Source organism: Pseudomonas sp. 1D4 (assembly GCF_001728925.1).
GTDB lineage: Bacteria > Pseudomonadota > Gammaproteobacteria > Pseudomonadales > Pseudomonadaceae > Metapseudomonas > Metapseudomonas otitidis.
In genome coordinates this window covers 1-25698 of the sequence record NZ_LXJQ01000056.1, presented here as the reverse complement: position 1 = coordinate 25698, position 25698 = coordinate 1, and the positions used below count along the sequence as shown (strand labels likewise).

23 protein-coding genes and 1 pseudogene are annotated in these 25698 nt (G+C 68.1%); 16 read left to right on the top strand and 8 right to left on the bottom strand.

Going from position 1 to position 25698, the window contains the following annotated elements; all coding sequences use genetic code 11:
- Window positions 1-23 precede the first annotated feature (23 nt).
- The 3 genes from pdxY to A7D27_RS22795 all read left to right on the top strand — a co-directional run bounded on the left by pdxY (window position 24) and on the right by A7D27_RS22795 (window position 2138).
- Window positions 24-893, top strand: a complete 870-nt coding sequence (gene pdxY / locus A7D27_RS22805) for a pyridoxal kinase PdxY (protein ID WP_069566178.1) — start codon at window positions 24-26, stop codon at window positions 891-893.
- A 258-nt stretch (window positions 894-1151) separates the two neighbouring features.
- A complete protein-coding gene (locus tag A7D27_RS22800; protein WP_240923129.1) occupies window positions 1152-1517 on the top strand; it encodes a DUF2946 family protein in 366 nt (121 codons plus the stop codon).
- Between the two features lie 96 nt (window positions 1518-1613).
- Window positions 1614-2138 carry a copper chaperone PCu(A)C gene (locus tag A7D27_RS22795; RefSeq protein WP_069563593.1) on the top strand — a complete coding sequence of 175 codons (525 nt, stop codon included), beginning with the start codon at window positions 1614-1616 and terminating at the stop codon, window positions 2136-2138.
- A 62-nt stretch (window positions 2139-2200) separates the two neighbouring features.
- On the opposite strand, the gene A7D27_RS22790 is transcribed toward A7D27_RS22795, so the two are convergent.
- On the bottom strand, window positions 2201-2695 hold the full coding sequence (locus A7D27_RS22790) for an acyl-CoA thioesterase (protein ID WP_069562098.1): 495 nt from the start codon (window positions 2693-2695) through the stop codon (window positions 2201-2203).
- Window positions 2696-2880: 185 nt separating this feature from the next.
- Between A7D27_RS22790 and A7D27_RS22785 the strand changes: the two genes are divergently transcribed.
- Entirely contained in the window at window positions 2881-4149 is a 1269-nt protein-coding gene (locus tag A7D27_RS22785) for a hypothetical protein (protein ID WP_069566176.1), read from the top strand.
- Between the two features lie 47 nt (window positions 4150-4196).
- On the opposite strand, the gene A7D27_RS22780 is transcribed toward A7D27_RS22785, so the two are convergent.
- Both A7D27_RS22780 and A7D27_RS22775 read right to left on the bottom strand, forming a co-directional pair.
- Window positions 4197-5564 (bottom strand): glutamine synthetase family protein, encoded by a 1368-nt coding sequence (locus tag A7D27_RS22780; RefSeq protein ID WP_069566175.1) that lies wholly within the window; start codon window positions 5562-5564, stop codon window positions 4197-4199.
- Window positions 5565-5658: 94 nt separating this feature from the next.
- The gene (locus A7D27_RS22775) at window positions 5659-7050 is read right to left on the bottom strand and encodes an aspartate aminotransferase family protein (protein ID WP_069562095.1); all 1392 of its coding nucleotides are present in this window, start codon (window positions 7048-7050) and stop codon (window positions 5659-5661) included.
- A gap of 270 nt (window positions 7051-7320) precedes the next feature.
- Here A7D27_RS22775 and A7D27_RS22770 point away from each other — a divergent pair, with 270 nt between their 5' ends.
- Window positions 7321-7986: a GntR family transcriptional regulator gene (locus A7D27_RS22770; RefSeq protein WP_069566174.1), complete on the top strand. Its 666-nt coding sequence runs from the start codon at window positions 7321-7323 to the stop codon at window positions 7984-7986.
- Window positions 7987-8020: 34 nt separating this feature from the next.
- Here A7D27_RS22770 and A7D27_RS22765 read toward each other — a convergent pair whose 3' ends face one another.
- Window positions 8021-8428: an SMI1/KNR4 family protein gene (locus tag A7D27_RS22765; protein WP_069562093.1), complete on the bottom strand. Its 408-nt coding sequence runs from the start codon at window positions 8426-8428 to the stop codon at window positions 8021-8023.
- A gap of 124 nt (window positions 8429-8552) precedes the next feature.
- Between A7D27_RS22765 and A7D27_RS22760 the strand changes: the two genes are divergently transcribed.
- Window positions 8553-9032, top strand: a complete 480-nt coding sequence (locus A7D27_RS22760) for a GNAT family N-acetyltransferase (RefSeq protein ID WP_069566173.1) — start codon at window positions 8553-8555, stop codon at window positions 9030-9032.
- Between the two features lie 317 nt (window positions 9033-9349).
- Here A7D27_RS22760 and A7D27_RS22755 read toward each other — a convergent pair whose 3' ends face one another.
- The 3 genes from A7D27_RS22755 to A7D27_RS22745 all read right to left on the bottom strand — a co-directional run bounded on the left by A7D27_RS22755 (window position 9350) and on the right by A7D27_RS22745 (window position 11722).
- Entirely contained in the window at window positions 9350-10204 is an 855-nt protein-coding gene (locus A7D27_RS22755) for a Tim44 domain-containing protein (RefSeq protein ID WP_069566172.1), read from the bottom strand.
- A 131-nt stretch (window positions 10205-10335) separates the two neighbouring features.
- Window positions 10336-11244, bottom strand: a complete 909-nt coding sequence (locus A7D27_RS22750; protein WP_069566171.1) for a D-hexose-6-phosphate mutarotase — start codon at window positions 11242-11244, stop codon at window positions 10336-10338.
- 73 nt (window positions 11245-11317) lie between these two features.
- Window positions 11318-11722 (bottom strand): acyl-CoA thioesterase, encoded by a 405-nt coding sequence (locus A7D27_RS22745; protein ID WP_069562089.1) that lies wholly within the window; start codon window positions 11720-11722, stop codon window positions 11318-11320.
- A gap of 292 nt (window positions 11723-12014) precedes the next feature.
- Between A7D27_RS22745 and A7D27_RS22740 the strand changes: the two genes are divergently transcribed.
- Window positions 12015-13301, top strand: coding sequence for an MFS transporter (locus tag A7D27_RS22740; protein WP_069566170.1), 1287 nt, complete (start codon window positions 12015-12017; stop codon window positions 13299-13301).
- 250 nt (window positions 13302-13551) lie between these two features.
- On the opposite strand, the gene A7D27_RS22735 is transcribed toward A7D27_RS22740, so the two are convergent.
- A complete protein-coding gene (locus A7D27_RS22735) occupies window positions 13552-14856 on the bottom strand; it encodes a sorbosone dehydrogenase family protein (RefSeq protein ID WP_069566169.1) in 1305 nt (434 codons plus the stop codon).
- A 179-nt stretch (window positions 14857-15035) separates the two neighbouring features.
- On the opposite strand from A7D27_RS22735, the gene A7D27_RS22730 reads away from it, so the two are divergent.
- The 9 genes and pseudogenes from A7D27_RS22730 to A7D27_RS22690 all read left to right on the top strand — a co-directional run.
- Window positions 15036-16007 carry a phosphate ABC transporter substrate-binding protein PstS gene (locus A7D27_RS22730; protein WP_069562086.1) on the top strand — a complete coding sequence of 324 codons (972 nt, stop codon included), beginning with the start codon at window positions 15036-15038 and terminating at the stop codon, window positions 16005-16007.
- Between the two features lie 482 nt (window positions 16008-16489).
- The gene (locus tag A7D27_RS22725; protein ID WP_170832320.1) at window positions 16490-18466 is read left to right on the top strand and encodes an ABC transporter permease subunit; all 1977 of its coding nucleotides are present in this window, start codon (window positions 16490-16492) and stop codon (window positions 18464-18466) included.
- 162 nt (window positions 18467-18628) lie between these two features.
- Window positions 18629-20245, top strand: coding sequence for a phosphate ABC transporter permease PstA (pstA, locus tag A7D27_RS22720; RefSeq protein WP_139131177.1), 1617 nt, complete (start codon window positions 18629-18631; stop codon window positions 20243-20245).
- A 79-nt stretch (window positions 20246-20324) separates the two neighbouring features.
- The gene (pstB, locus tag A7D27_RS22715; RefSeq protein ID WP_069562083.1) at window positions 20325-21158 is read left to right on the top strand and encodes a phosphate ABC transporter ATP-binding protein PstB; all 834 of its coding nucleotides are present in this window, start codon (window positions 20325-20327) and stop codon (window positions 21156-21158) included.
- A 104-nt stretch (window positions 21159-21262) separates the two neighbouring features.
- On the top strand, window positions 21263-21994 hold the full coding sequence (gene phoU, locus A7D27_RS22710) for a phosphate signaling complex protein PhoU (protein ID WP_069562082.1): 732 nt from the start codon (window positions 21263-21265) through the stop codon (window positions 21992-21994).
- Window positions 21995-22124: 130 nt separating this feature from the next.
- Window positions 22125-23039 (top strand): response regulator, encoded by a 915-nt coding sequence (locus tag A7D27_RS22705; RefSeq protein WP_069566168.1) that lies wholly within the window; start codon window positions 22125-22127, stop codon window positions 23037-23039.
- A 125-nt stretch (window positions 23040-23164) separates the two neighbouring features.
- Window positions 23165-24061, top strand: coding sequence for a peptidoglycan DD-metalloendopeptidase family protein (locus A7D27_RS22700; RefSeq protein WP_069562080.1), 897 nt, complete (start codon window positions 23165-23167; stop codon window positions 24059-24061).
- Window positions 24062-24275: 214 nt separating this feature from the next.
- Window positions 24276-25412: an RNA ligase RtcB family protein gene (locus A7D27_RS22695; RefSeq protein WP_069566167.1), complete on the top strand. Its 1137-nt coding sequence runs from the start codon at window positions 24276-24278 to the stop codon at window positions 25410-25412.
- Window positions 25412-25698 (top strand): annotated as a pseudogene (locus A7D27_RS22690) (peptide chain release factor H); the annotation flags it as partial. The gene A7D27_RS22695 and the pseudogene A7D27_RS22690, both read left to right, overlap by 1 nt.

The following is a 25698-nucleotide window of genomic DNA, read 5'->3' as shown; positions in this document are numbered from 1 at the left end:
CACCCCGACCCGAAGGACCATTCATGTCGCGCACGCCCCATCTCCTCAGCATCCAGTCCCATGTGGTGTTCGGCCACGCCGGCAACCGCGCGGCGGTATTCCCGGTCGAGCGCCTGGGGGTGAAGGTCTGGCCGCTGAACACCGTGCAGTTCTCCAACCACACCCAGTACGGGCAGTGGACCGGCGAGGTGCTGCCGCCTCGGCAGATCCCCCAACTGGTGGAGGGCATTGCCGCCATCGGCGAACTGGGCAACTGCGATGCGGTGCTGTCCGGCTACCTGGGCAGCGCCGCCCAGGGCCGCGAGATCCTCGAGGCGGTGGCCCGCATCAAGGCGTCCAATCCACGTGCGCTGTACCTGTGCGACCCGGTGATGGGGCACCCGGAGAAGGGCTGCGTGGTGGCCCCTGAGGTGAGCCGTTTCCTGCTGGAAGAGGCCGCCACTGCCGCCGACTACCTGTGCCCCAACCAGTTGGAGCTGAACAGCTTCGCCGGGCGCCGCCCGGAATCCCTGGAGGACTGCGTGGCCATGGCACGCACGCTGCTGGCCCGTGGCCCGCGTGCAGTGCTGGTGAAGCACCTGGACTACCCCGGCCGCGCCCCGGAGGACTTCGAAATGCTGCTGGTCAGCACCGACGGCAGTTGGCTGCTGCGTCGGCCCCTGCTGGCCTTCCCGCGCCAGCCGGTGGGCGTGGGCGACCTGACCTCCGGGGTGTTCCTCGCCCGCCTGCTGCTGGGGGACACCCTGGTAGCGGCCTTCGAATTCGCCGCCTCCGCAGTGCATGAGGTGCTGCTGGAGACCCAGGCCTGCGGCAGCTACGAACTGGAACTGGTGCGGGCCCAGGACCGCATCGCCCACCCGCGCGTGCGCTTCGAGGCGCGTCGCCTGGGCTGACCTGCGGCCATCTGACTCAGGGCACGTCCAAAAACGTCGGCGAGGCAGTCAGCGCAAGGTAAAAACAGGCGAAAAAGCGCCGTTTACGTGCGGTAAATGAGCATTTGAGGCTGTTTTCAACGCCGCGATGACAACGCAGGCAGTGTTGGGAGGTGCCCTTCAGCGGCTATGCTTGCCGGCGCTGCATCGCTAGCATGGCGCGGTTTCCGGCGTGGTGCCGCTGCCCACGCCGCCCTCCAACGGACCCGGGAGACGGGATTGGCTCATCACGGACGCATGCGCTTCGGCGCCTGGCTCGGACTGCTGGCCCTGTGGCTGGTGGTGGCCGGTCCGTTGCTGTCCCAGGTCCGCGCCCAGGCGGGTGAGCTTCCGGCCTGGCTGGCGGAGATGGCCTGCGCCTCCGGGCGTGACGCGGCCAGGCTCCCGGCCCACCCCGACCACCTGCTGGCCAAGTGCGGCTACTGCACGCTGCTCTCCGCCTCCCCGGCGCTCACGCCCGCACCGCTGCTGCCTGCCCTGTTGCCGGCCACGGCGTTCTTCGCCCCGTTGGAGCCGGAGGCGGGCCATGGTGCCGCCTCGGTATTCCCCGGTGCCCGGCCCCGTGCACCGCCGTCGCTCGTCTGAATCCGTCTGCCGCCGCGTGCCCCTGTACGCGGCGTTCCCGGTGCCCGATGGCCGCTGCCCGGCCCCGGCGCCGATCGACTTCCAAGGAGTGACCCCATGCGCAAGACCCTGATTTCCGCCGCCGCCCTGCTGGGCCTGTTCAGCACCGCCGCCCTGGCCCATGAGTACCAGGTGGCCAAGCTGCACATCGACCACCCGTGGGCCCTGGAGCTGCCGCCGGTGTCCGCCAACGGTGCGGCCTACCTGGTGGTGCACAACAACGGCGACACCCCGGACCGCCTGGTGGGCGCCGACACTCCCCGTGCCGGCAAGATCGAGATCCACGAGCATGTGCACAAGGACGGGGTGATGAAGATGCAGCAGGTGGAGGGTGGCCTGGCCATTCCCGCCGGGGGCGAGGTGCGCCTGGAGCAGGGTGGCTACCACCTGATGATGTTCGGCCTGAAGCAGCCGTTGAAGGATGGCGAGCGCTTCCCCCTGACCCTGCACTTCGAGAAGGCCGGCGACCTCAAGGTGGAGATCGCCGTACAGAAGACCGCTCCGGCCGGCGAGAAGGCCCACGCCCACGGCGAGCACGCCGAGCACGGCGACCACAGCCAGCACAGCGGTCACGCCCAGTAACCGCCTGCCGGCCTGCACCCGCCAGCAGGGGCATTTGCCCCTGCCGGGTGCAAGCCGGGTCCTCAACCCTGGGCGTCGTCCTCGCCGCGCAAGGCGCGGTAGCGGCGTTCCAGTTCCTGGCGGATCTCCCGCCGCTGCTGACCCTGCACGAATCGACGCTTCTGGTCGGGGGTCTGCGGCTCCAGGGGCGGGACCGGCGCCGGGCGGCGCTCGTCGTCCAGCGCCACCATGGTGAAGAAGCAGCTGTTGGTGTGGCGCACCGAACGTTCGCGGATGTTCTCGGTGATCACCTTGATGCCGATCTCCATGGAGGTGGTGCCGGTGTAGTTGACCGAGGCGAGGAAGGTCACCAGCTCGCCGACGTGCACCGGCTGGCGGAACACCACCTGGTCCACCGAGAGGGTTACCACGTAGCGCCCGGCGTAGCGGCTGGCGCAGGCGTAGGCCACCTCGTCGAGGTACTTGAGCAGGGTGCCGCCATGGACGTTGCCGGAGAAGTTGGCCATGTCCGGGGTCATCAGGACGGTCATCGTCAGTTGTGCGTTGCCGGGTTCCATCGGGGCTCCAGAGGCAGTGTGAGTCGGGGTGCGTGACGCGGTGCCAACCGCGCCGGGACGGGCGCCCGTATGATGGGCGTCTTTTTTCCCAAGCAAGGACGCCCTCCCATGCCGGCAGGCTACACCTGGCGCCCCACGTGGCGCTGCGAAACCTTCATCCCCCTTCCCATCGCCCGGGTGCAGCCATGAAGCGCGCCGTGATCGGGCTGCTCGGCAGTGCGGTGCTGGTGGCCGCCCTGGTGACGGGGGGCGCGCTGCTGCTGCGGGACGACCCGCTGCTTCCGGAGGTGGCCGGCTGGCTGCGGGATGCCCGCCACGAGGGCGCCGACAGCGCGGCATTCCTTTACCTGATGGGCATGGATGCGCCGGCCGACCAGGCGCCGGAGGCCTACGGCCGCGAGCGGCTGGACCTCTACGAGCGCTGGTACGCCCAGCATGGGCCGACGGGGGACGCCCAATTGCCCGACCTGCCCGGACTTGAATTGTCCGAAATCCCCCAACTGTGTGACCTGGGGCAGGACGGCTGCTGGGAGAGCCTTGTGGCTCGGGAGGGTGAGTTGGATGCGTGGGTGCGAGACCATGGCCTGCTGATCGGACGCTACAACCAACTGCTGACGCTGGATGACTATCAGACGCTGACCACCGAAGGTGCCAGCGAGCCCTTGCCGAAGCTGTCCCCTCTCAATCGGGCCCAGCAGATGTTTGGCCTGCAGATCATGCAGCGAGCGCGCAGGGGCGAGGGTGAGGAGGCCCGGCGTTTGTTGGCAGAGGAGTTGGTCAGCCTGCGCCGCCTCTTGGCGAGGACGGACCAGCTTGTCGTGAAGGTCATGACCAGCAAGCTGATCGACCGCAACCTGGAGTTGCAGGCCCGCCTGTACCGTAAGGGCTGGATGCCTGCACCGCAGCAGCCGGCACCGCTGAACGAGGCGGAGCGTGCCCTGGTCAAGCCGTTGCAGCGGGAGCTGCTGTACATCGCGACGCTGTTCCAGAGCCTGCCTGGTGAGGGGGCGCCGTTGAAGGAGCGCATCGCCATGGCGCTGCTGGTGCGGCCGAACATGAGCCTCAACGCCACGTTTCCGCCCTTCCGCCAGGTTGCCGAACTGTCCCGGCTGGAACCGAAGGATTTTGCCCGCGAGGTGAAGGCACAGCCCCGGCTCCTTCCCAAGCCCACGGGCTGGCGCAACTGGATGGGGGATCGTCTGGTGGGGATCGCTGGCCCGGATTTCCGCACCTACGCCGGCCGCATCCAGGACCTGGACGCGAAGCTTCGCCTGCTGGCGCTGCTGGATGACCTGCCCGCCGAACCGTCCGGCTGGGCGGCGGCGCTGGCGGCCTCGCCTGTGGATAACCCCTATTACCCCGGCCAGCCGGCGCGCCTGGAGGGCGGGGACCGGGTGTGCTTCGCCGGGCCCCTCGAACCCAGGCCCAACGCCCGCTGCCTGCCGCTGCGCTGACGCTGTGGATAACCCTGCCGGTCCCCTGCCGGCAGGGCCTCCAGCGGTCAGGCGTGGGTCAGGTACCAGCGCCAGTCCTGCTCGCCCACTTCGCTGACGAACTGGCGGAACTCCTCCCACTTGATGGCGAGGTAGACCTTCAGGAACGCCTCGCCCAGGGTGTCCTTCGCCCAGGCGGACTGCTCAAGGTTGCGCAGGGCGGTGAGCCAGTCGGTGGGCAGGGTTTCGCGGGCCTGCTCGTAGCCGTTGCCGACGATGGGCTCACCCGGGTCGATCTGTTCGCGGATGCCGGTGTGGATGCCGGCCAGGATGGCCGCAGCCGCCAGGTAGGGGTTGGCGTCGGCGCCGCAGATGCGGTGCTCCACGTGGCGGCTCTTCGCCGGGCCGCCGGGTACGCGGAAGGACACGGTGCGGTTGTTCACCCCCCAGCTCTTGGCCAGCGGCGCGTAGCTGTTGGCCTGGAAGCGCCGGTAGGAGTTGGCGTTGGGGCAGAAGATCGCCAGGGCGTCGTTGAGCGTGGCCATCATGCCGCCGATGGCGTGGCGCAGCAGCGGGGTGCCGTGGGGGTCTTCGCTGGCCATCAGGTTGTTGCCCTCGGCGTCGGCCAGGCTGACGTGCATGTGCAGGCCGCTGCCGGCCAGGTCGCCGAAGGGCTTGGCCATGAAGCAGGCGATCAACCCGTGCTTGTTGGCCACGCCCTTGACCAGGCGCTTGTAGCGCAGGCCTTCATCCACGGCCTGCAGCGCGTCGAAGCGGTGCTCCAGGGTCAGCTCCAACTGGCCGGGGGCGTATTCGGAGATGGCGGTGCGCACCGGCAGGCCCTGGGCTTCGCAGGCGGCGTAGAGGTCGTCGAGGAAGGGCTGCAACTGTTCCAGTTCGTACACGCCGTAGACCTGGGGCGCCTGCGGACGCACGCCGTTGGCCTGCAGGGCGGGCTGCGGGCGGCCGTTGGCGTCGCGCTGCTTGTCCAGCAGGTAGAACTCCAGCTCCACCGCCATGACCGGGTGGTAGCCGTCGGCCTTGAGCCGGTCGATGGTGCGCGCCAGCACGTGGCGTGGGTCGCCGGCGGCGGCCGGCTGGCCCTGGGTCGGGTGCATGCTCACCTGCACCTGGCCGGTGGGGGTGGCGCGCCAGGGCTGCAGGCACAGGGAGCCGGCGACGGGGTAGGTCCAGCAGTCGGCGTCGGCCACTTCCCAGACCAGGCCGCTGGCTTCCACGTCCTCGCCCTGCAGGGTGAGGGAGAGGATGGAGCTGGGCAGCGGGCGGCCGTTCTCGTAGATGGCCAGCAGCTCGTCACGGTGCAGCAGCTTGCCGCGGGGGATGCCGTTGGCGTCGATCAGCATCAGCTCGATGCTGCGGACTTCGGGGTGGCGTTCGAGGAAGTCGCGGGCTTCCTGAGGATGGGCGAAGGGCATGGGGGTTCTCGCGTCGGGTGGCTGGCGCGGCCTCCAGCCACCGGTGGTTGGGTGGGGGCGGATGACAGCGCCATCCGCCCGACCGGTCTACGGACTACTCGCGGGCGCCGGGGATGGCCAGCAGCTCGGTGATGGCCTGGTCCAGGGTGGCGATCAACCGGTCCACGTCCGCCTCGGAGGTGGCAGGGCAGCACAGAGTCATGTTGTGGAACGGCGTGATGAGGATGCCGCGGTTGATCAGGTACAGGTGCAGGGCCATCTGCAGCTCGTCATGGAAGGCGGCCTCGGCCTCGGCACCGGTGCGCGGGGACACCGGGCAGAACTGGAACTCGCTGCGGGCGCCCAGCTCGGTCACCGACCACTTCAGGTCGTGCTGGGCGATGAGCCGGCGGAAGCCGTCGGCCAGGCGCTTGGCCAGGGGCAGCATGTGGTCGTAGGCGGCCTGGGTCATGACCGCTTCGAGGTTGGCGCGCATGCAGTGCATCGCCAGGGCGTTGGCCGAGAGGGTGGTGCCCATGCCGCTGTGGCCGTGGCCATGGCTGTCTTCCTGGGCCTGTCTGCGGGAGGCGGCCATGCGTTCGGCCATCTCCGCGCTGCAGCCGAAGATGCCGCAGGGCACGCCGCCGGCGATCGGCTTGCCGACCACGAAGAAGTCCGGGTCGAGGTTCCACAGGCGGGTGCAGCCGCCGATGTCGGTGGAGATGGTGTGGGTCTCGTCGATGATCAGCAGGCTGCCGTACTTTCGGGTCAGCTCGCGGCATGTCTGCATGAAGCCCGGGTCCGGCAGGACCATGCCGATGTTGGTCATGGCCGGCTCGCAGAGCAGGGCGCAGACGTCGCCCTGGGCCAGGGCGGCTTCCAGGGCCTCGACGTCGTTGAAGGGGATGGCGCGGCTGTACTGGGTCAGGTCGTAGGCCTGGCCCACCAGCCCGGAGCGGTGCACGGTGCGGCCGTCGCGGCTGCGCACCATCACGTCGTCCACGGTGCCGTGGTAGCAGCCGTCGAACACCAGCAGGGTCTTGCGGCCGGTGACGGCGCGGGCCCAGCGCAGCACGTAGCGGTTGGAGTCGGTGGCGGTGGCGGTCACCTGCCAGTAGGGCAGGCCGAAGCGGGCGGCCAGCAGCTCGCCGCAGACCACCGCGTCTTCACCGGGAAGCATGGTGGTCAGGCCGTTGCCGGCCTGTTCGGCGATGGCGCGGGCCACCGGGTCCGGCGAGTGGCCGAACATGGTGCCGGTGTCGCCCAGGCAGAAGTCGATGTATTCGTGGCCGTCCACGTCATAGAAGCGGGCGCCCTTGGCGCGCTCGACGAACAGCGGGCAGGGGGTGGACCAGTCGGCCATCCAGTGCATCGGCACGCCGGCGTACAGCGAGTTGCGGGCGCGCTCGGCGAGGGCGACGGACGTCGGGTTGCGCTCGATGAAGCGGGTACGCTCACGGGCGGCGAAGGTTTCCACGGCGGCTTGGCTGATACCACTGGCGGTCATGCTGAACACCTCGTTCGAATTTCCGCGCATCGTGATTTGTGATCACATTTGTGTCAAGCATTGGCCGGATACGTCATTTGGAGTAGCCTTTCACCTACTTTGTGATCACAGGGAGGCGAAAGAAACCGTCCTCCTGCTGATCGAATCCCGTGCCCGCACAGCCCGTGCGGGCCTCCCCAATCCTTGATATAGACGGTGTCCACGATGCGCGATTGCAGCCTGACCCTCAGCCAACTGCCGGCCCCGCCGGTTTCCGCACGGTGATCCGCCATGGCCGAGAACCTGCAGGAACAGTTGTACCTCCAACTCCGTGAAGGCCTGCTGGCAGGCCAGTTCAAACCCGGCGAGCGCATGAAGATCCGCGACCTCGCCGCGGCCTGGGGCACCAGCCCGATGCCGGTGCGCGCCGCGTTGCAGCGCCTGGTGGCCGAAGGCGCCCTGGAAGGCGAGCCGCAGCGCTCGGTACGGGTGCCGGTGATGACCCGGGAACGCTTCGCCCAGGTGTTCCAGGTGCGTCTGGCGCTGGAAGGGCTGGCAGTGGAAACCGCCGTACCGCGCCTGGGCGCCGATGACCTGGAGGTCCTCGGTGGCTGCGTCGAGCGCATGGAAAAGGCCCTGGAGCGCCGCGACGTGCAGGGCTACCTGGACGACAACAGCCTGTTCCACCTGGCCCTCTACCGCGCCTGCGCCAACCCGACGCTGCTGCGCATGATCGAATCCCTCTGGCTGCAGGTCGGGCCCTTCTTCAACCAGCTGTTCACCGAGGCGGACCTGTCCCTGCGCCTGAACGACTTCCATGAAGACGCCTATGAGGCCGCGCGGGCAGGCGACGCCCGTGGCGCGCGGGCAGCCATCGAGCAGGACATGCAGTTCTTCGGCAACTTCCTGATGAACCTGCTGGCGCTGGAAACCAGCCAGGCCCGCAGCGGCGGCTGATCGCCGCCTGCCGACGGTGGCCGAGGACGGAGGCTCAGTTGGCGAGCCAGACGTCCCGGGCCCAGTGCCAGACGGAGTCCCAGCTCTCGTCGGTCATCTCGCCCTCGGCGCCGGACCACAGCAGCACCTCGCCTTCGGCGTCGACCACGTAGTAGTCGTCGCCGTCCTGGCAGATCGGCACCAGGTCGCGGGGCAGGCCCAGGTCCCAGGCCACGGCGGTGACTTCCGGCAGGTAGGTGTGGGACTGCGGGTCGGTGACGGTCACCGGCTCCAGGCGGCCGTAGACCACGTCGCTGACCTTGAGCAGGAATTCGCGGAGCTCGAAGGGCAGGTTGATCAGCAACTGTTCCTCGATCTCCACCAGCAGCTCCTCGTCGGGCAGCTCCAGCGGGACGGGAACCGGTTCGTTGAGTTCGCGCAGCTGTTCGATGACTTCTTCCACGGCGACAGGCCCTCGTGCATTGGGATGCGCTTTATACAGTAGCCGGCGTGTCGGAAAAACCGTCGCGAGGCGACGTGCTGCGCCGGCATACTGGCCGACCCGATCGACTTCGCGAGGCCCGCACATGACCCTGGATTGGAGCTGCCAGCACCACGATGCCCTGACCAAGGAGGCGCTCTACGCCATCCTCGCCCTGCGCACCCAGGTGTTCGTGGTGGAGCAGCAATGCCCCTACCTGGAGGTGGATGGGCTGGACCTGGTGGGCGACACCCACCACCTGATGGCCCGTGACGGTGAACGCCTGGTGGCCTACCTGCGCCTGCTGGACCCGGTTCGCCAGGGCGGCGAGGTGGTCATCGGCCGGGTGGTGATCGAGGCGAGCGCGCGCGGCGCGGGCCTGGGCCGACCGCTGATGGCCCAGGCGCTGGAAGCCTGCGAACGGCTCTGGCCGGGAATGCCGGTGTACCTGTCGGCCCAGGCGCACCTGCAGGGGTACTACGGGCGCTTCGGCTTCGAGCCGGTGACCGAGGTGTACCTGGAGGACGACATCCCCCATATCGGCATGCGCAAGGCGGCGGGCGCGGGGATGACCGAGACGGTGTGATGCCGTGCAGGGGCGAATTCATTCGCCAAGGACCGCGCAGCGTCCCGGCCCCGCGCCAAAGCCATGGTCAACGCACCCGTAGGATGGCGCTGAGCGCAGCGATGCCCATCGGGCAGAGCGCAACATGTGGTGCCACGGCCTGGCGTGGACGCGATGCGCTTCGTGGCCTCAGCGCATCCTACGGATCGTGTACAGCCCGACCGGGGGTGGGCGGCGGGAGTTGGTGGATGCGAAGAGCGTTATCCCCCCTTCATCCTCAAGGCCCCACAAAAGAAACCCCGGGACAAGCCCGGGGTTTCTTCATGCCAGTGTCGCGATCAGTTCTGGCGGATGCCGGCCACCAGCCAGGGCTGGTTGTCGCCGTTGACGCGCTCCATGCGCCAGCTTTCGCTGAACACTTCGCCCTGGTCGAAGCGGGAGGTCTTGGAGACGCCGCTGAAGGTCAGGGTGGCGACGGTCTTGTCGGCCAGTTCGTCGATGCCGTCCAGTTGCACCTGCAGATTGTCGATGTAGGTGGACTGGAAGCCTTCACCCAGGCTGGCGCGCTCTTCCTTGAGGAAGTTGAGCATCTGCGGGGTGACGAACTCGGCGATCTTGTCCATCTCTGCGGCGTCCCAGTGCTGCTGCAGGGCGAGGAAGTGCTCGCGACCGGCCTCGACGAAGCGGGCTTCGTCGAACCAGCTCGGCGCGTTGAAGGCACGGGCCGGGGCGGCCGGGGCGGCGCCGCCGAAGATCGGTGCCTGCTGCTGCGGCATTTCACGCTGGAAGGGCGCACCACCGGCGGCACCGGCCATGGCCGGCTGACCCATCTGCTGGCGCTTGCGGGCGGCGATGAAGCGGAAGATGACGAAGGCGATCAGGGCGATGATCAGGAAGTCGAAGATCTGCATGCCTTCGAAGCCGTCGCCCATGAACATGGAGGCCAGCAGGCCACCGGCGGCGAGGCCGGCCAGCGGGCCGAGCCAGCGCGAGGCGCCACTGGCGGCAGCCGGACGACCTGCTGCATTCGGGGCGGCGGTCGGCGCATCAGGCTGGGCCTGGCGGGTCTGCTGGGTCTGGTGGGTCGGTGCGGCACCGGAGGTCTTGCCCCCGCCCATCCGCTTGGCGTTGGCGTCCAGGCTGAGCGTCAGGCCGATGCACAGGGCCAGGGCGATACTGAGGAATCGGCTCATCACAGGCTCTCTATAGGGTTGGGAGTCACGCGCGCCATGCTGCCGAGTCACCGGGGTGATGACCAGCGAGAGAATGTATCGGGATTTTTAGCGAGGCGAGGGGGCGGACGCATGCCGGCCCCCGGAGGGGTTCAGAGCGACTCGCTCCAGAGGCTGAACGCGAGGCGGTGCCGCGCGCCCGGCGCCAGGTGCAGGACGTCGTCCATCACCTGGGCGGTCTCGATGCAAAGCATGCGCTGCCAGGCGTCGGGGGCGAACTGGGAGAGGCGGGTGGACTTGTCGATCCAGGGGTTCCACACCACCGCCGAGGACGAGCCCTCGGCCTCCAGCACCACACGGCGGTTCCAGCCGGCATCGTGGATGGCGACACGGCGGGGGACGCCGAGGTAGATGCGGTCGGTCTCGCCGCTGAAGGCCACGTCACCGGCCTGCCGACGGCGGCTCCAGCCGTCCAGGGTCTCGATGTAGTCGCAGCCGTCCAGCCCTTCGACGCGGACCTGGTGGATGTCGCTCACGGCGAAGTAGGTGTGCAGCGCCTGGCTGATGGCCAGGGGCACGTCGCCGAGGTTCTCGGTGTCCAGGGCCAGGTGCAGGCGCTGGGCGTCGAGGCGCAGGGTCAGGCCCAGGCGGGCGGCGTGGGGCCAGCCGGGGAGGGGCTGGCGACGGGTGTCGAGGCTGAAGCGCAGTTGCACCTCGCCATCGAGGGCTTCGACGCCGTCCAGTTCCCAGTCCAGGCCGCGCACCAGGCCGTGGGCGGGGGCGTTGCCGTCACCGGGGTAGCACGCCTGCACGGCATCGGGGTTGCGGCGCAGGTCGCCGAACCAGGGCCAGCACACCGGTACGCCGCCGCGCACCGACTGGCCGCGCTGGTAGCCGGCCTGTTCGCTGAGCCAGATCAGCGGCTGCTCGCCGTGGCGGCGGTAGCTGAGCACCTGGGCGCCCTGCTGGGCGACCAGCAGCTCGGCCTCGGCGGTGAGCACCCGCCAGCAGGCGAGCTGATCCATTTCGATGCGTTCGATCTGCGGGGTCGCGCGGGTCATCGGCGTTCTCTCATGGTGGATGGCCCGAGCTTGGGCACGGGCAGGGCCGGCGAGGTTCCCGCCGACCGGGGCATCAGTTGCGGCGGGGAACCGGGCGGGTGCGACCGCTGCCGTCGATGGCGACGAACACGAACACCGCTTCGGTGACCTTGCGCCACTCGCTGGAGAGCGGGTCGTCGCTCCACACTTCCACCAGCATCTGGATCGAGCTGCGGCCGATCTCCAGGGTCTGGGTATAGAAGGAGAGCTGGGCGCCGACGGCGACCGGGACGAGGAAGGCCATGCGGTCGATGGCCACGGTGGCCACGCGGCCGCCGGCGACCTTGTTGGCCATGGCGGTACCGGCCAGGTCCATCTGGGAGACCAGCCAGCCGCCGTAGATGTCGCCGAATCCGTTGGTTTCGCGCGGGAGCGCGGTGATCTGCAGGGCCAGGTCGCCCTGGGGAGTCAGGTTTTCTTCTTCTTCGATCTCGATCATGCCTGGGGTGCCTCTACCCCTGTGCTGCTCTGATTTGGCTTCGGTAGGCGGGGAAGGGCACGCTGCCCTGCAAAGAATCCCCGGGCGCCCGTCGACCCACTGCCCGTCGTCCGTGCGCAACAGCGCGCAGTATATAGGTCGGCGTGGCGGGCGACGACCGCCCGGTCAGGCTTTGTCGCGGTCATACGTCAGAGATTGTGTGCCCGGTAGACCTTTTTGCTATGTTGCGGACCGGCCCGCCGCCAACGCAGTGGCGGGCACGCTTTGCCTGCCCCCGAACAAGAGACTCTACATGGCCACCGTTTCCGCCTCCGAGGCGCCCGCGCGTCCGCTGACCCGCCGCGACTACAAGACCCTGTCCCTGTCCGCCCTGGGCGGCGCCCTCGAGTTCTACGACTTCATCATCTTCGTGTTCTTCGCCGCCGTGATGGGCAAGCTGTTCTTCCCCGCCGAGATGCCCGAGTGGCTGCGCCAGTTGCAGACCTTCGGCATCTTCGCCGCCGGCTACCTGGCACGGCCCCTGGGGGGCATCGTCATGGCGCACTTCGGCGACCTGCTGGGGCGCAAGCGCATGTTCACCCTGAGCATCTTCCTCATGGCGGTGCCGACTCTGGTGATGGGGCTGCTGCCCACCTATGCGCAGATCGGCATCTGGGCGCCCCTGGCGCTGTTGCTGATGCGGGTGATCCAGGGCGCGGCCATCGGTGGCGAGGTGCCCGGCGCCTGGGTGTTCGTGGCCGAGCACGTCCCGGCGCGGCATGTCGGCTACGCCTGCGGAACGCTCACCTCGGGCCTCACCGCCGGCATCCTGCTGGGCTCGCTGATGGCGACCCTGATCAACACCCTCTACACCCCGGAAGAGGTGCAGGCCTGGGCCTGGCGCATGCCGTTCCTGGTGGGCGGTGTGTTCGGTCTGTTCTCCGTTTATCTGCGCCGCTGGTTGCACGAGACGCCGGTGTTCGCCGAGTTGCAGCAGCGCAAGGCGCTGGCCGAGGAGGTGCCGCTGAAGGCGGTGCTGCGCGAGCACCGGGGCGCCATCGCCATCAGCATGCTGCTGACCTGGGTGCTGTCGGCAGGCATCGTGGTGGTCATCCTCATGACCCCCACCGTGTTGCAGACCGTGTACGGCTTCGAAGCGGCCACCGCGCTCAAGGCCAACAGCCTGGCCATCGTCTGCCTGACGGTCGGCTGCATCGCCTCCGGCGCCCTGGCCGACCGCTTCGGCGCGGGCCGTACCTTCCTGGTGGGCGGGCTGCTGCTGGCGGCCAGTTCCTGGACCTTCTACTCCAGCCTCAAGGCGCACCCGGACTGGCTGTTCCCGCTCTATGCGCTGACCGGGCTGTTCGTCGGCACCATCGGCGCGGTGCCCTATGTGATGGTCAAGGCCTTCCCGCCGGTGGTGCGTTTCTCCGGCCTGTCGTTCTCCTACAACCTCGCCTACGCCATCTTCGGCGGGCTGACGCCGATGGTGGTGTCGCTGCTGATGAAGTGGGACCCGCTGGGGCCGGCCTATTACGTGGCGGCGCTGTGCGGGGTGGCGGTGTTCATCGGGCTGTACCTGATCGGGCAGAAGCGCTGATCGAGCGCATGGCGTCGCGGTGACGGGCGCCATGCCCCTGTAGGGAGCACTTCGTGCTGCCAGGTGGGTTGGGGCATTCCGTAGGGTGGGCTTCAGCCCACGCTGACCACCGCTGGTGGGCTGAAGCGGAACGCCGCCCGGCCCACCCTACATGGCCGCCATGTACGGGTCATCGATGCGGTTCGCTGAGCTCACCGCATCCTACGGACTGGCTCTATCAGCGGTGAAGTTCGGCGGGCTGGCCCGGCCATCAACGGGCGGTGGGGGTCACCCGCCAGACCGTGTTGCCCACGTCGTCGGTCACCAGCAGGGCGCCCTGGGCGTCCAGGCGCACGTCCACGGGGCGGCCCTGGGCGTTGCCGTCGGCGTCGAGGAAGCCGGTGAGCACGTCCACCGGCTGGCCATTGGGCATGCCGTCCTTGAAGGGCACGAAGATCACCTTGTAGCCGCTGTGGGGCTTGCGGTTCCAGGAGCCGTGCTGGGCGACGAACAGGCCGTTCTGGAAGTCCGGCAGGGCGCTGCCGCGGCCGAAGGCGATGCCGAGCGAGGCGGTGTGCGGGCCCAGGGCGTAGTCCGGCACCAGGGCGCTGGCGACCTTTTCCGGGTTGGCCGGTTGCACGCGCTCGTCGACGTGCTGGCCGTAGTAGCTCCAGGGCCAGCCGTAGAAGCCGCCGTCCTTCACCGAGGTGATGTAGTCGGGCACCAGGTCGCTGCCGATCTCGTCGCGTTCGTTCACCGCCGTCCACAGCGCACCGCTGTCCGGCTCCCAGGCCAGGCCGTTGGGGTTGCGCAGGCCGCCGGCGAACAGGCGCTTGGTGCCGCTGGCGCGGTCCACTTCCCATATCGCCGCGCGCCCTTCCTCCATCTCCAGGCCGTTCTCGCCGACGTTGCTGTTGGAGCCGACGGTGACATAGAGCCGGGTGCCGTCGCGGCTGGCGATGACGTTCTTGGTCCAGTGGTGGTTGATGCCCGCCGGCAGGTCGGTGACCTGCTGCGGCGTGGCATCGATGCGGGTCTGGCCGGGCTGGTAGGGCACCTTCACCAAGGCGTCGGCGTTGGCGACATACAGGGTGTCGTCCACCAGGGCCATGCCGAAGGGCGAGTGCAGGTTTTCCAGGAAAGGCGTCTTCAGGTCGGCCACGCCGTCGCCGTCGGTGTCCCGCAGCAGGGTGACGCGGTCGGCGCTGGGGGTGCGGGCGCCGGCCTTCTCCATCACCTTGCCGGCGATCCAGCCCTTGAAGCTGAAGCCGCCGTCGCTGGCCGGGGCGTTGCTTTCCGCCACCAGCACGTCGCCGTTGGGCAGCAGGTACAGCCAGCGCGGGTGGTCCAGGCCCTCGGCGAAGGCTTTCACCTCGGTGCCCTGGGTGGCCTGGGGACGGCCGCCTGCGGGCCAGCCGATGGCGGGGGCGATGTTCACCGTGGGGATCAGGGTCTTGTTCGGCGGGGGCAACTGCGGGGTGGGGCCGGTGCCGTCGGCCACCTGCAGGGCGGCACGCTCGCCGCAGGCGGCGCAGAGGACGGCGAGGCTGAGGGGCAGCAGGTGCAGCGCTTTCATGGGGTTCTCCTTGGGCGGGCCCGGGTGGGCTTCCTGTCGGGCTGAGTGGCGGTCGCCAGGGATTGGACCGGCGTGATGGCTATTCATCCAATTGTCATATTCGGGTCATAGAGTGTTCATATGGCCTTCCGATACTGGTCTACGATTCATCCAACCCTATCCCCTGCTAGGAGCAAGGCATGAAACTGAAGCGTTTGATGGCGGCCCTGACTTTCGTCGCCGCCGGCGTTGCCACCGCCAGCGCGGTTGCCGCCGTCGACCCGTCCATCCCGTCCTACACCAAGACCACCGGTGTGTCGGGCAACCTCTCCAGCGTCGGTTCGGACACCCTGGCCAACCTGATGACCCTGTGGGCTGAAGCGTACAAGCGCGAATACCCCAACGTGAACATCCAGATCCAGGCTGCTGGTTCCTCCACCGCGCCGCCGGCCCTGACCGAAGGCACCTCCAACCTCGGCCCGATGAGCCGCAAGATGAAGGATGTCGAGCTGCAGGCCTTCGAGCAGAAGTACGGCTACAAGCCCACCGCCGTCCCGGTCGCCGTCGACGCCCTGGCCGTCTTCGTCCACAAGGACAACCCCATCAAGGGGCTGACCATGCAGCAGGTCGACGCGATCTTCTCCGCCAACCGCCTGTGCGGTGGCAAGAGCGACATCAAGACCTGGGGTGACCTGGGTGTGACCGGCGACCTGGCCGCCAAGCCGATCCAGCTGTTCGGCCGCAACTCGGTATCCGGCACCTACGGCTACTTCAAGGAAGAAGCCCTGTGCAAAGGCGACTTCAAGGCCAACGTCAACGAGCAGCCAGGCTCCGCCTCCGTGGTGCAGTCCATCAGCCAGTCCCTGAACGGCATCGGCTACTCCGGCATCGGCTACAAGACCTCCAGCGTGAAGACCGTTGCCCTGGCCAAGAAGGAAGGCGGCGAGTTCATTGAAGACAACGAGCAGAACGCCCTCAACGGCAGCTACCCGCTGTCCCGCTTCCTCTACGTCTACGTCAACAAGGCCCCGAACAAGCCCCTGGCTCCCCTGGAGGCCGAGTTCATCAAGCTGGTGCTGTCCCAGCAGGGTCAGCAGGTTGTGGTGAAAGACGGCTACATCCCGCTGCCGGCCAAGGTGGCCGAGAAGACCCTGAAGGATCTGGGCCTGTAATCCAGGGCAGATGAAAGGGCGGCTCCCTCCATCGGCCGCCCTGCAAGGATGCGACGGCGTCGGGTGATCCCCGGCGTGAACGCCCGCCCCTGGCACCATGCCCCGGGCGGGCTTCGTTGTGTCACCACGCTGTCATCTTTCTGTCATACGAAGGCTTTAGGGTTTGCCCCATGAATGACCTGGCCAGTTCCCCCATGACCTCGACGAATCCCCCCGCGCGCATCGACTTCAATACGCCGGCGCTGCAGCGCAAGCGTCGCATCCGCGCGCTGAAAGACAACCTGACCCGCTGGTACGTACTGGTGGGTGGCTTGGCGGTCCTTGCGGCCATCACCCTGATCTTCTTCTACCTTGCCTACGTGGTGCTGCCCCTGTTCAAGGGCGCCGAGCTGACCGCGAAGCAGGTGCAGGCGCCGGCCTGGCTGCAACAGGAGACCGGCAAGCCGCTGCTGCTGACCCTGGAAGAGCAGAACCAGGTGGGCATGCGCGTCTCCGACAAGGGTGAGGCGGTGTTCTTCGCCACGAAGGACGGTGCGGAGCTCAAGCGCGTCGCCCTGCCGCTGCCGGAAGGTGTCAGCGTCGCCTCCATCGGCCAGGACCAGCCCGGCCAGCCGCTGGTGGCCCTCGGCCTGTCCAACGGCCAGGCGCTGCTGTTCAAGTACGGCTACCAGGTGACCTACCCGGACAACAAGCGCGTGATCACCCCGCGCATCGACTTCCCCTTCGGCGACAAGCCCATGGCGCTGAACCCCGAGGGCAAGCCGCTGGAGCACGTAGCCGTCAACCAGAACGACGAATCCCTGATTCTGGCCGGCTCCACCGGCAACCAGCTCTACGTGCAGGAGTTGGTGAGCCAGGAGAACATGCTCACTGGCGAGACCACCTTCGAACAGAACGCCATTGCCCTGCCGCAGATGGTCGAGCCGATCAAGGCCATCTACGTCGACCCGCGCCAGCAGTGGCTGTACGTGATCAACGGGCGTGCCCAGGCTGACGTCTTCAGCCTGCGCGAGCAGGCCCTCAACGGTCGCTACAAACTGTTCGAGGACGGTGACCGGGAAACCACCGCCAGCGCCCTGCTGCTGGGTGGCATCTCCCTCATGGTGGGCGACTCCAAGGGTGGCATCGGCCAGTGGTTCATGGTCCGTGGCGCCGACGGCGAAGCCCGCCTGACCCTCATCCGCAGCTTCCAGTTGGGCAGCGCCCCGGTGGTGCAGATCGCCCCTGAGGAGCGCCGCAAGGGCTTCCTCGGCCTGGACGCCAGCGGCAAGCTCGGCGTCTTCCACAGCACCGCCGAGCGCACGCTGCTGATTGAGTCGGTGACCGATGGCGCTGGCGTGCTGGCTCTGTCGCCCCGCGCCAACCGCGTGGTGGTGGAGACCGAGGGCAAGTTCCTGCCGTTCCGCCTCTCCAACCCGCACCCGGAAGTGTCCTGGAGCGCGCTGTGGAGCAAGGTCTGGTACGAGAGCTACGACGAACCCAAGTACGTCTGGCAGTCCACCGCCGCCAACACCGACTTCGAGCCCAAGCTGAGCCTGGCGCCGCTGACCTTCGGCACCCTCAAGGCCGCCTTCTACGCCATGCTGCTGGCCGCTCCGCTGGCCATCGCCGCCGCCATCTACACCGCCTACTTCATGGCCCCCGGCATGCGCCGCAAGGTCAAGCCGGTGATCGAACTGATGGAAGCGCTGCCGACGGTGATCCTCGGCTTCTTCGCCGGCCTGTTCCTGGCGCCTTACGTCGAAGGTCACCTGCCGGGCATCTTCAGCCTGCTGCTGCTGACCCCCATCGGCATCCTGCTCGCCGGCTTCATCTGGAGCCGCCTGCCGGAGTCGGTGCGCCTGCGCGTGCCGGACGGCTTCGAAGCCGCCATCCTGATCCCCGTCGTCCTGCTGGTGGGCTGGTTCGCCCTGGGCATGAGCCCGCTGCTGGAGACCTGGTTCTTCGGCGGTGACATGCGCCTGTGGATCAGCAATGACTTAGGGATCACCTACGACCAGCGCAACGCCCTGATCGTCGGCCTGGCCATGGGCTTCGCGGTGATCCCGAACATCTTCTCCATCGCCGAAGACGCCATCTTCAGCGTGCCCAAGAGCCTCACCTACGGCTCCCTGGCCCTGGGCGCCACGCCCTGGCAGACGCTGACCCGCGTGGTGATCCTCACCGCCAGCCCGGGCATCTTCTCCGCGCTGATGATCGGCCTCGGCCGCGCCGTCGGCGAGACCATGATCGTGCTGATGGCCACCGGCAACACCCCGGTGATGGAGCTGAACATCTTCGAGGGCATGCGCACCCTGGCGGCCAACGTCGCGGTGGAGATGCCGGAATCCGAAGTCGGTGGTTCGCATTACCGCGTGCTGTTCCTCGCCGCGCTGGTGCTGCTCTCCTTCACCTTCGTGATGAACACCCTGGCCGAGCTGATCCGCCAGCGGCTGCGCAAGAAGTACGCATCCCTGTAAGGCGGCCCACGCCGCGACGGCCCCCTCCCGGCGGGAGGGGGTGTGGACAAACAAGCGCCTCCTGCCCTGGGCGGGAAGCACTGGAAGACTCACGAGTTGGAGACATCCGTGAAAAAGGTTTCCCTCAAGAACTGGTTCGAGAGCGGCGCGCCGGGCGTCTGGATGAGCGGTGGCGCCGTGGCCATCGCCGTCATCATGACCATCGGCCTGCTCTCGGTGATCGCCGTGCGCGGCCTGGCCCACTTCTGGCCGGCCGACCTGATCGAAGCGCAGTACAGCATCCCCGGTCAGGCCCCCAAGGCGGTGATCGGCGAAGCGGTGCAAGTCGAGGAAGTGCCCAGCGCGCGCCTCAAGAGCGCCGGCCTGCCGGTGCAGGACGACAGCCCCGAGTTCATGACCCGCGAGCTGCTCAAGGTGGGCAACCGTGAGGTCTACGGCGCTGACTTCTCCTGGGTGGTCGGCGAGTGGTTGAAGGACCCGCAGAAGCCCGCCGAGCTGATCGCGCTGGAGCGCCGCGAGTGGGGCAACTTCTACGGCCGCCTGGTGAGCGTGAAGGAAGACGGCAAGGTGATCGCCGAAGGCGAGGCTGCCATGTCTGCCCTGCAGGAGCGCCTCAAGCGCGTCGACGACCTCTATGCCCAGCTCTACCGGCTGGAGAAGAAGGAGATCGGCGGCATCAACCACGGCCTCGAGCGCCTGCGCCTGGAAGGCCGCAAGCTGGAGCTCAAGGGCGAGCTGGACGCCGTGGCCCAGGCTGATCTGGCGGCCCGTCGCGCCGAGCTGGATGCCCGCTACAAGACCCTCGAAGTCCAGTTGACCGAGCTGCACCAAGCTTTCAACCGCGACAGCGTGGTGGTGCGTGAGGCCGGCGGCCAGGAGCAGGAGATCACCCTCGGCAAGGTGGTACACGCCTACCAGCCCAATGCCATGGGGCTGTTCGAGAAGCTGGGCTTCTACTTCAAGAAACTCTGGGAATTCCTCGCCGACGACCCGCGTGAGGCCAACACCGAGGGCGGCATCTTCCCGGCCATCTTCGGCACCGTGATGATGACCCTGATCATGGCCGTGATCGTCACCCCCTTCGGCGTGGTGGCGGCCATCTACCTGCGCGAGTACGCCAAGCAGGGCCTGCTGACCCGCATCATCCGCATTGCCGTGAACAACCTGGCCGGCGTCCCGGCCATCGTCTACGGCGTGTTCGGCCTGGGCTTCTTCGTCTACGTGGTGGGCGGCTCGCTGGACCGCATGTTCTTCCCCGAGGCCGCCCCGGCGCCGACCTTCGGCACCCCGGGCCTGCTCTGGGCCTCGCTGACCCTGGCGATTCTCGCCGTGCCGGTGGTGATCGTCGCCACCGAGGAAGGCCTGGCACGCATCCCCCGCGCCGTGCGTGAAGGCTCCCTGGCCCTCGGCGCGACCAAGGCCGAGACCCTGTGGAAGATCGTCCTGCCGATGGCCAGCCCGGCCATGATGACCGGCCTGATCCTCGCCGTGGCCCGCGCCGCCGGCGAAGTGGCGCCGCTGATGCTGGTGGGCGTGGTGAAGCTGGCCCCGAGCCTGCCGGTGGACGGCAACTACCCCTACCTGCACCTGGACCAGAAGATCATGCACCTGGGCTTCCACATCTACGACGTCGGCTTCCAGAGCCCCAACGTCGAGGCCGCCCGCCCGCTGGTGTACGCCACCGCGCTGCTGCTGGTGCTGGTGATCGCCCTGCTGAACTTCTCGGCCGTGGCCATCCGCAACCACCTGCGCGAGAAGTACAAGGCGCTGGAAAACTGATCGAACGCCCGGCGGCCCCAAGGGCCGCCGCGCCTGAATACCTGAGCGCGTAGCCACCGGCTACGAACGGAGCGAGACCATGCAACACGAGACCCACAGCCACGGCGTCAACATCTCCGCCCTGGGCCGCGGCAAGCAGAGCCTGAACCTGGCCGACGAGACCGTCGCGCTGGAAGTGCCCGGCCTGAACCTGTACTACGGCCAGAAGCAGGCCCTGTACGACGTGCAGATGAACATCCCCAAGCAGCGCGTGACCGCCTTCATCGGCCCGTCCGGCTGCGGCAAGTCGACCCTGCTGCGCTGCTTCAACCGCATGAACGACCTGGTGGACGACTGCCGCGTGGAAGGCGAGATCCGCCTGGACGGCAAGAACATCTACCGCAAGGGCGAAGAAGTGGCCGAGCTGCGCCGTCGCGTCGGCATGGTGTTCCAGAAGCCCAACCCCTTCCCCAAGAGCATCTACGAGAACGTCGTCTACGGCCTGCGCATCCAGGGCATCAACAAGAAGCGCGTGCTCGACGAGGCCGTCGAGTGGGCCCTGAAGGGTGCCGCCCTGTGGGACGAGGTGAAGGACCGCCTGCACGAATCCGCCCTTGGCCTCTCCGGCGGTCAGCAGCAGCGCCTGGTCATCGCCCGCACCATCGCGGTCGAACCTGAAGTGCTGCTGCTCGACGAGCCCTGCTCGGCCCTCGACCCGATCTCCACCCTCAAGGTGGAAGAGCTGATCTACGAGCTGAAGAGCAAGTACACCATCGTCATCGTCACCCACAACATGCAGCAGGCCGCGCGCGTCTCCGACTACACGGCGTTCATGTACATGGGCAAGCTGATCGAGTTCGGCGACACCGATACGCTGTTCACCAACCCGTCCAAGAAGCAGACCGAAGACTACATCACCGGCCGCTACGGCTAGTGGCCGGGGCGCCTCCGCCTGTGCGGGCGGCCACGGGTGGACCCGGACAACACGAATGACCTGTAGCTGGCGGCGTGGAGCCTGCAGCTTTCGCGGAGCGAACAATGATCGACAAAGACAGCCTTACCCACCACATCTCCCAGCAGTTCAACGCCGAGCTGGAAGAGGTGCGCAGCCACCTCCTGGCCATGGGCGGCCTGGTGGAGAAACAGGTGAACGACGCCGTCACCGCGCTGATCGACGCCGACTCTGGCCTGGCCCAGCAGGTGCGCGAGATCGACGACCAGATCAACCAGATGGAGCGCAACATCGACGAGGAGTGCGTGCGCATCCTCGCCCGTCGCCAGCCGGCCGCCTCCGACCTGCGCCTGATCATCAGCATCTCCAAGTCGGTGATCGACCTGGAGCGCATCGGCGACGAATCCTCGAAGATCGCCCGCCGCGCCATCCAGCTCTGCGAAGAGGGCGTTTCGCCCCGTGGCTACGTCGAGGTGCGCCATATCGGCGACCAGGTGCGCAAGATGGTCCAGGAGGCGCTGGACGCCTTCGCCCGCTTCGACGCCGACCTGGCCCTGTCGGTGGCCCAGTACGACAAGACCATCGACCGCGAGTACAAGACCGCCCTGCGCGAGCTGGTCACCTACATGATGGAAGACCCCCGCGCCATCAGCCGCGTGCTCAACATCATCTGGGCCCTGCGCTCGCTGGAACGCATCGGTGACCACGCGCGCAACATCGCCGAACTGGTGATCTACCTGGTGCGCGGCACCGACGTGCGCCACATGGGCCTGGCCCGCATGCAGGAAGAAGTGCAGGGCGCGGGCAAGCCCGAGTAAGCTCCGCCTACGGGCCGGTCGCCCTTTTCCCGCTGGACCCGTCGCGCCCCGGCTTGCCCGGGGCGCATTCTATTTGGCACAGCACTATCGCCCGCAGCTATGCTTAGGTCCGGTCTGAGAGGAGTGGTTGATGAGCAAAGTTACTGTGCTGGTGGTGGACGACGCGTCCTTTATTCGTGACCTGGTGAAAAAGGGCCTGCGCGACCATTTCCCGGGTATCCAGATCGAAGAAGCGGTGAATGGCCGCAAGGCCCAGCAGATGCTCAGCCGCTCGTCGGTGGACCTGATTCTCTGCGACTGGGAGATGCCGGAGATGTCCGGCCTCGAGCTGCTCACCTGGTGCCGCGCCGAGGAAAGCCACAAGACCACGCCCTTCGTCATGGTCACCAGCCGTGGCGACAAGGAGAACGTGGTGCAGGCCATCCAGGCCGGCGTCTCCGACTACATCGGCAAGCCCTTCTCCAACGATCAGTTGGTGACCAAGGTCAAGAAGCAACTGGCCCGCGCCGGCCGCCTCGAAGCCCTGGCCGCCTCCGCGCCGCCCAAGATGCTCAGCACCGGCGGCTTCGCCAACGATTCCCTGGCCGCACTGACCGGCGGCAAGGGCGCCGACGTGGTCAAGCCCAAAAGCCCCAGTGCCAAGCCGGCGGTCCAGGCCGCCGCTGGCTTTGCCGCACCGACCAAGAGCGCTGCCGCCAAGGTGCCCGCCGGCCGTGGCCAGGCCCAGTTGCGCCTGCCCTCGGCGGTGCTCTCCTGCGTGATCAAGACCATCAGCCTCAAGGACGCCCACCTGGTGGTGAAGCGGGGCGACCCGCTGCCCCAGGTGCTGGAAAGCGCCGTGCTCGACCTGGAGCAGGGCGAGGGTGGCGAAGTGGCGCGCCTCAACGGCTACCTGCACGCCGTCGCCGCGCTGGAGCCCAAGCCCGACAGCGAGTGGCTGCAGCTCACCTTCCGCTTCGTCGACCGCGACCCGCAGAAGCTCGACTACCTGTCGCGCCTGATCGCCCGCGGCACCGCCCAGAAGCACTTCGTCCCCGGCGCCTGATGCCCGCCGGTCCGCCCGGACCGGCCCCCCAGCCAACCCCGTCACAGCCCGACCGCCGGCGCCTCGCACAGGACCGGCGGCGCTGCTAGGCTTGCCAGCTCATAACACTCATGAAACGTGCAGTCATGCCAGGGCGCGCTCTACTTCTCTGCTGCTTGCTGGTGGCCGCCATGCCCGCCAGCGCACTGACCATCTACAAGTACACCGACGCCAACGGCGTGGTGACCTACACCGACAAGGCCGTCTCCGGCGCCCAGGTGTTCGTCTTCCGCGACCGCATGGTGGAGCGGCTGGACCGCTCGGTGAAGCTGGAGACCCAGAAGCACGACGCCGGCGAGACCCTGCTGGTGCGCAACGACCTGTTCGCCCCGGTGGAAGTGGAGCTGAGCCTGGAGAACGTCAGCAACGCCATCGGCGACCCCGGCCGGCCGATCCGCTGGGTGCTGCCGCCGCGCAGCAAGATCCGCCTGGTCACCCTCAGCCCCGAGAACCCCGGCAAGGCCCTGCGCTACAAGCCGCGCCTGCGCTACGCCCTGGGCGACCCCCGGCAGCAACCCTCGCTGTACCGCTACCCACTGCCCTGGCTCGGCGGCCCTTTCCGCCTGACCCAGGGCGCCAACGGCCAGTACAGCCACTTCACCCCCAAGGGCCGCTATGCCCAGGACGTGGCCATGCCCGAGGGCACGCCCATCGTCGCCGCCCGCGCCGGCATGGTGGTCAAGACCGAGAACCGCCAGAGCGGCCGGGGCGAGAACCCCTCCGGCAACTTCGTGCGCATCCTCCACGACGACGGCACCATGGGCGTCTACCTGCACCTCATGAAGGGCTCGGTGCAGGTCCAGGAAGGTCAGCGCGTGGCGCTGGGCGAGCAGATCGGCCGCTCCGGCAACACCGGCAACAGCACCGGCCCGCACCTGCACTTCGTCATCCAGCGCAACGTCGGCCTGGCCCTGGAGTCCATCCCCTTCGACTTCGCCCAGCCGGTGGACAGCCTGCCCAACTTCGCCGTTGGCGGTGAATGACAGCGCTTGCATCACCCCGGTCGGCGCGCCTAAGATGCGCGCCTTTCCCCCAACCCGACAGCAAAGGAGGTTCATCATGCAAACACTGATCACCCTTTGCAGGTCGCGCCTGGCTTAAACGCCTCTTCCGTCCTCCTTCGCGACGGTTCCGCATCGCCCGGCCCCAGGCCTGCCAAATCCAAGCATTTTCGTTTCAACCCATTTGGATTGGACCATGGGCACTTGCATTCGCAATCTGGCCGACGGCATCACCCTGATCGCCGCGGACGACACCTGGATCGAAGGAAAAGCGATCCAGCAACTTGAAACCACCGCCCGCCTGCCGGGCATGCTACGGGTGGCCGGCATGCCGGACCTGCACCCGGGGCGCGGCTACCCGGTGGGCGCCGCGTTCTTCTCCAGCGGGCGCTTCTACCCCGCCCTGGTGGGCAACGACATCGGCTGCGGCATGGCCTTCTGGCGCACCGACATCCCCGTCGCCAAGCTCCACCTGGACAAGCTGGAGAAGCGCCTGGGCTCCCTCGATGCGCCGCTGGACGACAGTTGGCACGAGGCGATCGCCGCCTTCGGCCTGCCGCCCTGCGGACACGAGCGTTCCCTGGGCACCATCGGCGGCGGCAACCACTTCGCCGAGCTGCAGCAGCTCGACGAGGCCTATGACGACACGGCCCTGGCGGCCTTGGGCATCGACCGCAAGCACCTGCTCCTGCTGGTGCACAGCGGCTCGCGCGGTCTGGGCGAAGCCATCCTGCGCGAGCAGGTGGACCGCTTCAGCCACGCCGGCCTGGAGGCCGGCAGCCCCGAGGCGGCCCACTACCTGGCCCGCCACGACGGCGCCCTGCGCTTCGCCGAAGCCAACCGCCAGCTCATCGCCCGGCGCATCCTCAACCGCCTGCGTGCAGACGGCGAACAACTGCTGGACGTGAACCACAACCTCGTCTCCGCCGCGACCCTCGGCGGCGTCGACGGCTGGCTGCACCGCAAGGGCGCCACCCCCGCCGACCAGGGCGTGATGGTCATCCCCGGTTCCCGGGGTGACTACAGCTACCTGGTGGCCCCGGTGCCCGACGAGCGCAGCCTCAACTCCCTGGCCCACGGCGCCGGGCGCAAGTGGATGCGCAGCGAGTGCAAGGACCGCCTCGCCAAGCGCTACAGCGTCGAGCAACTGGAACGCACCGCCCTCGGCAGCCGGGTGATCTGCGCCGACCGCGCGCTGATCTACGAGGAAGCGCCGGAAGCCTACAAGGCCATCGACTCGGTGGTCGGCGCCCTGCGCGATGCCGGGCTGGTGCAGGTGCTGGCGCGGCTCAAGCCGGTGCTGACCTACAAGACGCGCGGAGGGTGCTGCTGATGATCCTCCTGCAACTCTCGGCGGCCCAGGGGCCGGACGAATGCGCCCTGGCGGTGGCCAAGGCGCTGCAGCGGCTGACGCACGAAGCCGCCCAGCGTCAGGTGCGCGTGCAGGTACTGGAGCGGGAGGAGGGTGTCCGGCGCGGCACCCTCGTCTCCGCCCTCCTGGCCCTGGACGGCGACCAGGCCGACGGCCTCGCCCGGGACTGGGAAGGCACCCTGCAATGGACCTGCCCCAGCCCCTACCGGCCCAACCACGGGCGCAAGAACTGGTTCTTCGGCGGGGC

What these genes read in the sequence shown, in the direction of transcription:
- pdxY (WP_069566178.1), top strand. Translation starts at nt 24, where the DNA reads ATGTCGCGCACGCCCCATCTCCTCAGCATCCAGTCCCATGTGGTGTTC.
- A7D27_RS22795 (WP_069563593.1), top strand. Translation starts at nt 1,614, where the DNA reads ATGCGCAAGACCCTGATTTCCGCCGCCGCCCTGCTGGGCCTGTTCAGC.
- A7D27_RS22790 (WP_069562098.1), bottom strand. Translation starts at nt 2,695, where the DNA reads ATGGAACCCGGCAACGCACAACTGACGATGACCGTCCTGATGACCCCG.
- A7D27_RS22785 (WP_069566176.1), top strand. Translation starts at nt 2,881, where the DNA reads ATGAAGCGCGCCGTGATCGGGCTGCTCGGCAGTGCGGTGCTGGTGGCC.
- A7D27_RS22780 (WP_069566175.1), bottom strand. Translation starts at nt 5,564, where the DNA reads ATGCCCTTCGCCCATCCTCAGGAAGCCCGCGACTTCCTCGAACGCCAC.
- A7D27_RS22775 (WP_069562095.1), bottom strand. Translation starts at nt 7,050, where the DNA reads ATGACCGCCAGTGGTATCAGCCAAGCCGCCGTGGAAACCTTCGCCGCC.
- A7D27_RS22770 (WP_069566174.1), top strand. Translation starts at nt 7,321, where the DNA reads ATGGCCGAGAACCTGCAGGAACAGTTGTACCTCCAACTCCGTGAAGGC.
- A7D27_RS22760 (WP_069566173.1), top strand. Translation starts at nt 8,553, where the DNA reads ATGACCCTGGATTGGAGCTGCCAGCACCACGATGCCCTGACCAAGGAG.
- A7D27_RS22755 (WP_069566172.1), bottom strand. Translation starts at nt 10,204, where the DNA reads ATGAGCCGATTCCTCAGTATCGCCCTGGCCCTGTGCATCGGCCTGACG.
- A7D27_RS22750 (WP_069566171.1), bottom strand. Translation starts at nt 11,244, where the DNA reads ATGACCCGCGCGACCCCGCAGATCGAACGCATCGAAATGGATCAGCTC.
- A7D27_RS22745 (WP_069562089.1), bottom strand. Translation starts at nt 11,722, where the DNA reads ATGATCGAGATCGAAGAAGAAGAAAACCTGACTCCCCAGGGCGACCTG.
- A7D27_RS22740 (WP_069566170.1), top strand. Translation starts at nt 12,015, where the DNA reads ATGGCCACCGTTTCCGCCTCCGAGGCGCCCGCGCGTCCGCTGACCCGC.
- A7D27_RS22735 (WP_069566169.1), bottom strand. Translation starts at nt 14,856, where the DNA reads ATGAAAGCGCTGCACCTGCTGCCCCTCAGCCTCGCCGTCCTCTGCGCC.
- A7D27_RS22730 (WP_069562086.1), top strand. Translation starts at nt 15,036, where the DNA reads ATGAAACTGAAGCGTTTGATGGCGGCCCTGACTTTCGTCGCCGCCGGC.
- A7D27_RS22725 (WP_170832320.1), top strand. Translation starts at nt 16,490, where the DNA reads ATGCGCGTCTCCGACAAGGGTGAGGCGGTGTTCTTCGCCACGAAGGAC.
- pstA (WP_139131177.1), top strand. Translation starts at nt 18,629, where the DNA reads ATGAGCGGTGGCGCCGTGGCCATCGCCGTCATCATGACCATCGGCCTG.
- pstB (WP_069562083.1), top strand. Translation starts at nt 20,325, where the DNA reads ATGCAACACGAGACCCACAGCCACGGCGTCAACATCTCCGCCCTGGGC.
- phoU (WP_069562082.1), top strand. Translation starts at nt 21,263, where the DNA reads ATGATCGACAAAGACAGCCTTACCCACCACATCTCCCAGCAGTTCAAC.
- A7D27_RS22705 (WP_069566168.1), top strand. Translation starts at nt 22,125, where the DNA reads ATGAGCAAAGTTACTGTGCTGGTGGTGGACGACGCGTCCTTTATTCGT.
- A7D27_RS22700 (WP_069562080.1), top strand. Translation starts at nt 23,165, where the DNA reads ATGCCAGGGCGCGCTCTACTTCTCTGCTGCTTGCTGGTGGCCGCCATG.
- A7D27_RS22695 (WP_069566167.1), top strand. Translation starts at nt 24,276, where the DNA reads ATGGGCACTTGCATTCGCAATCTGGCCGACGGCATCACCCTGATCGCC.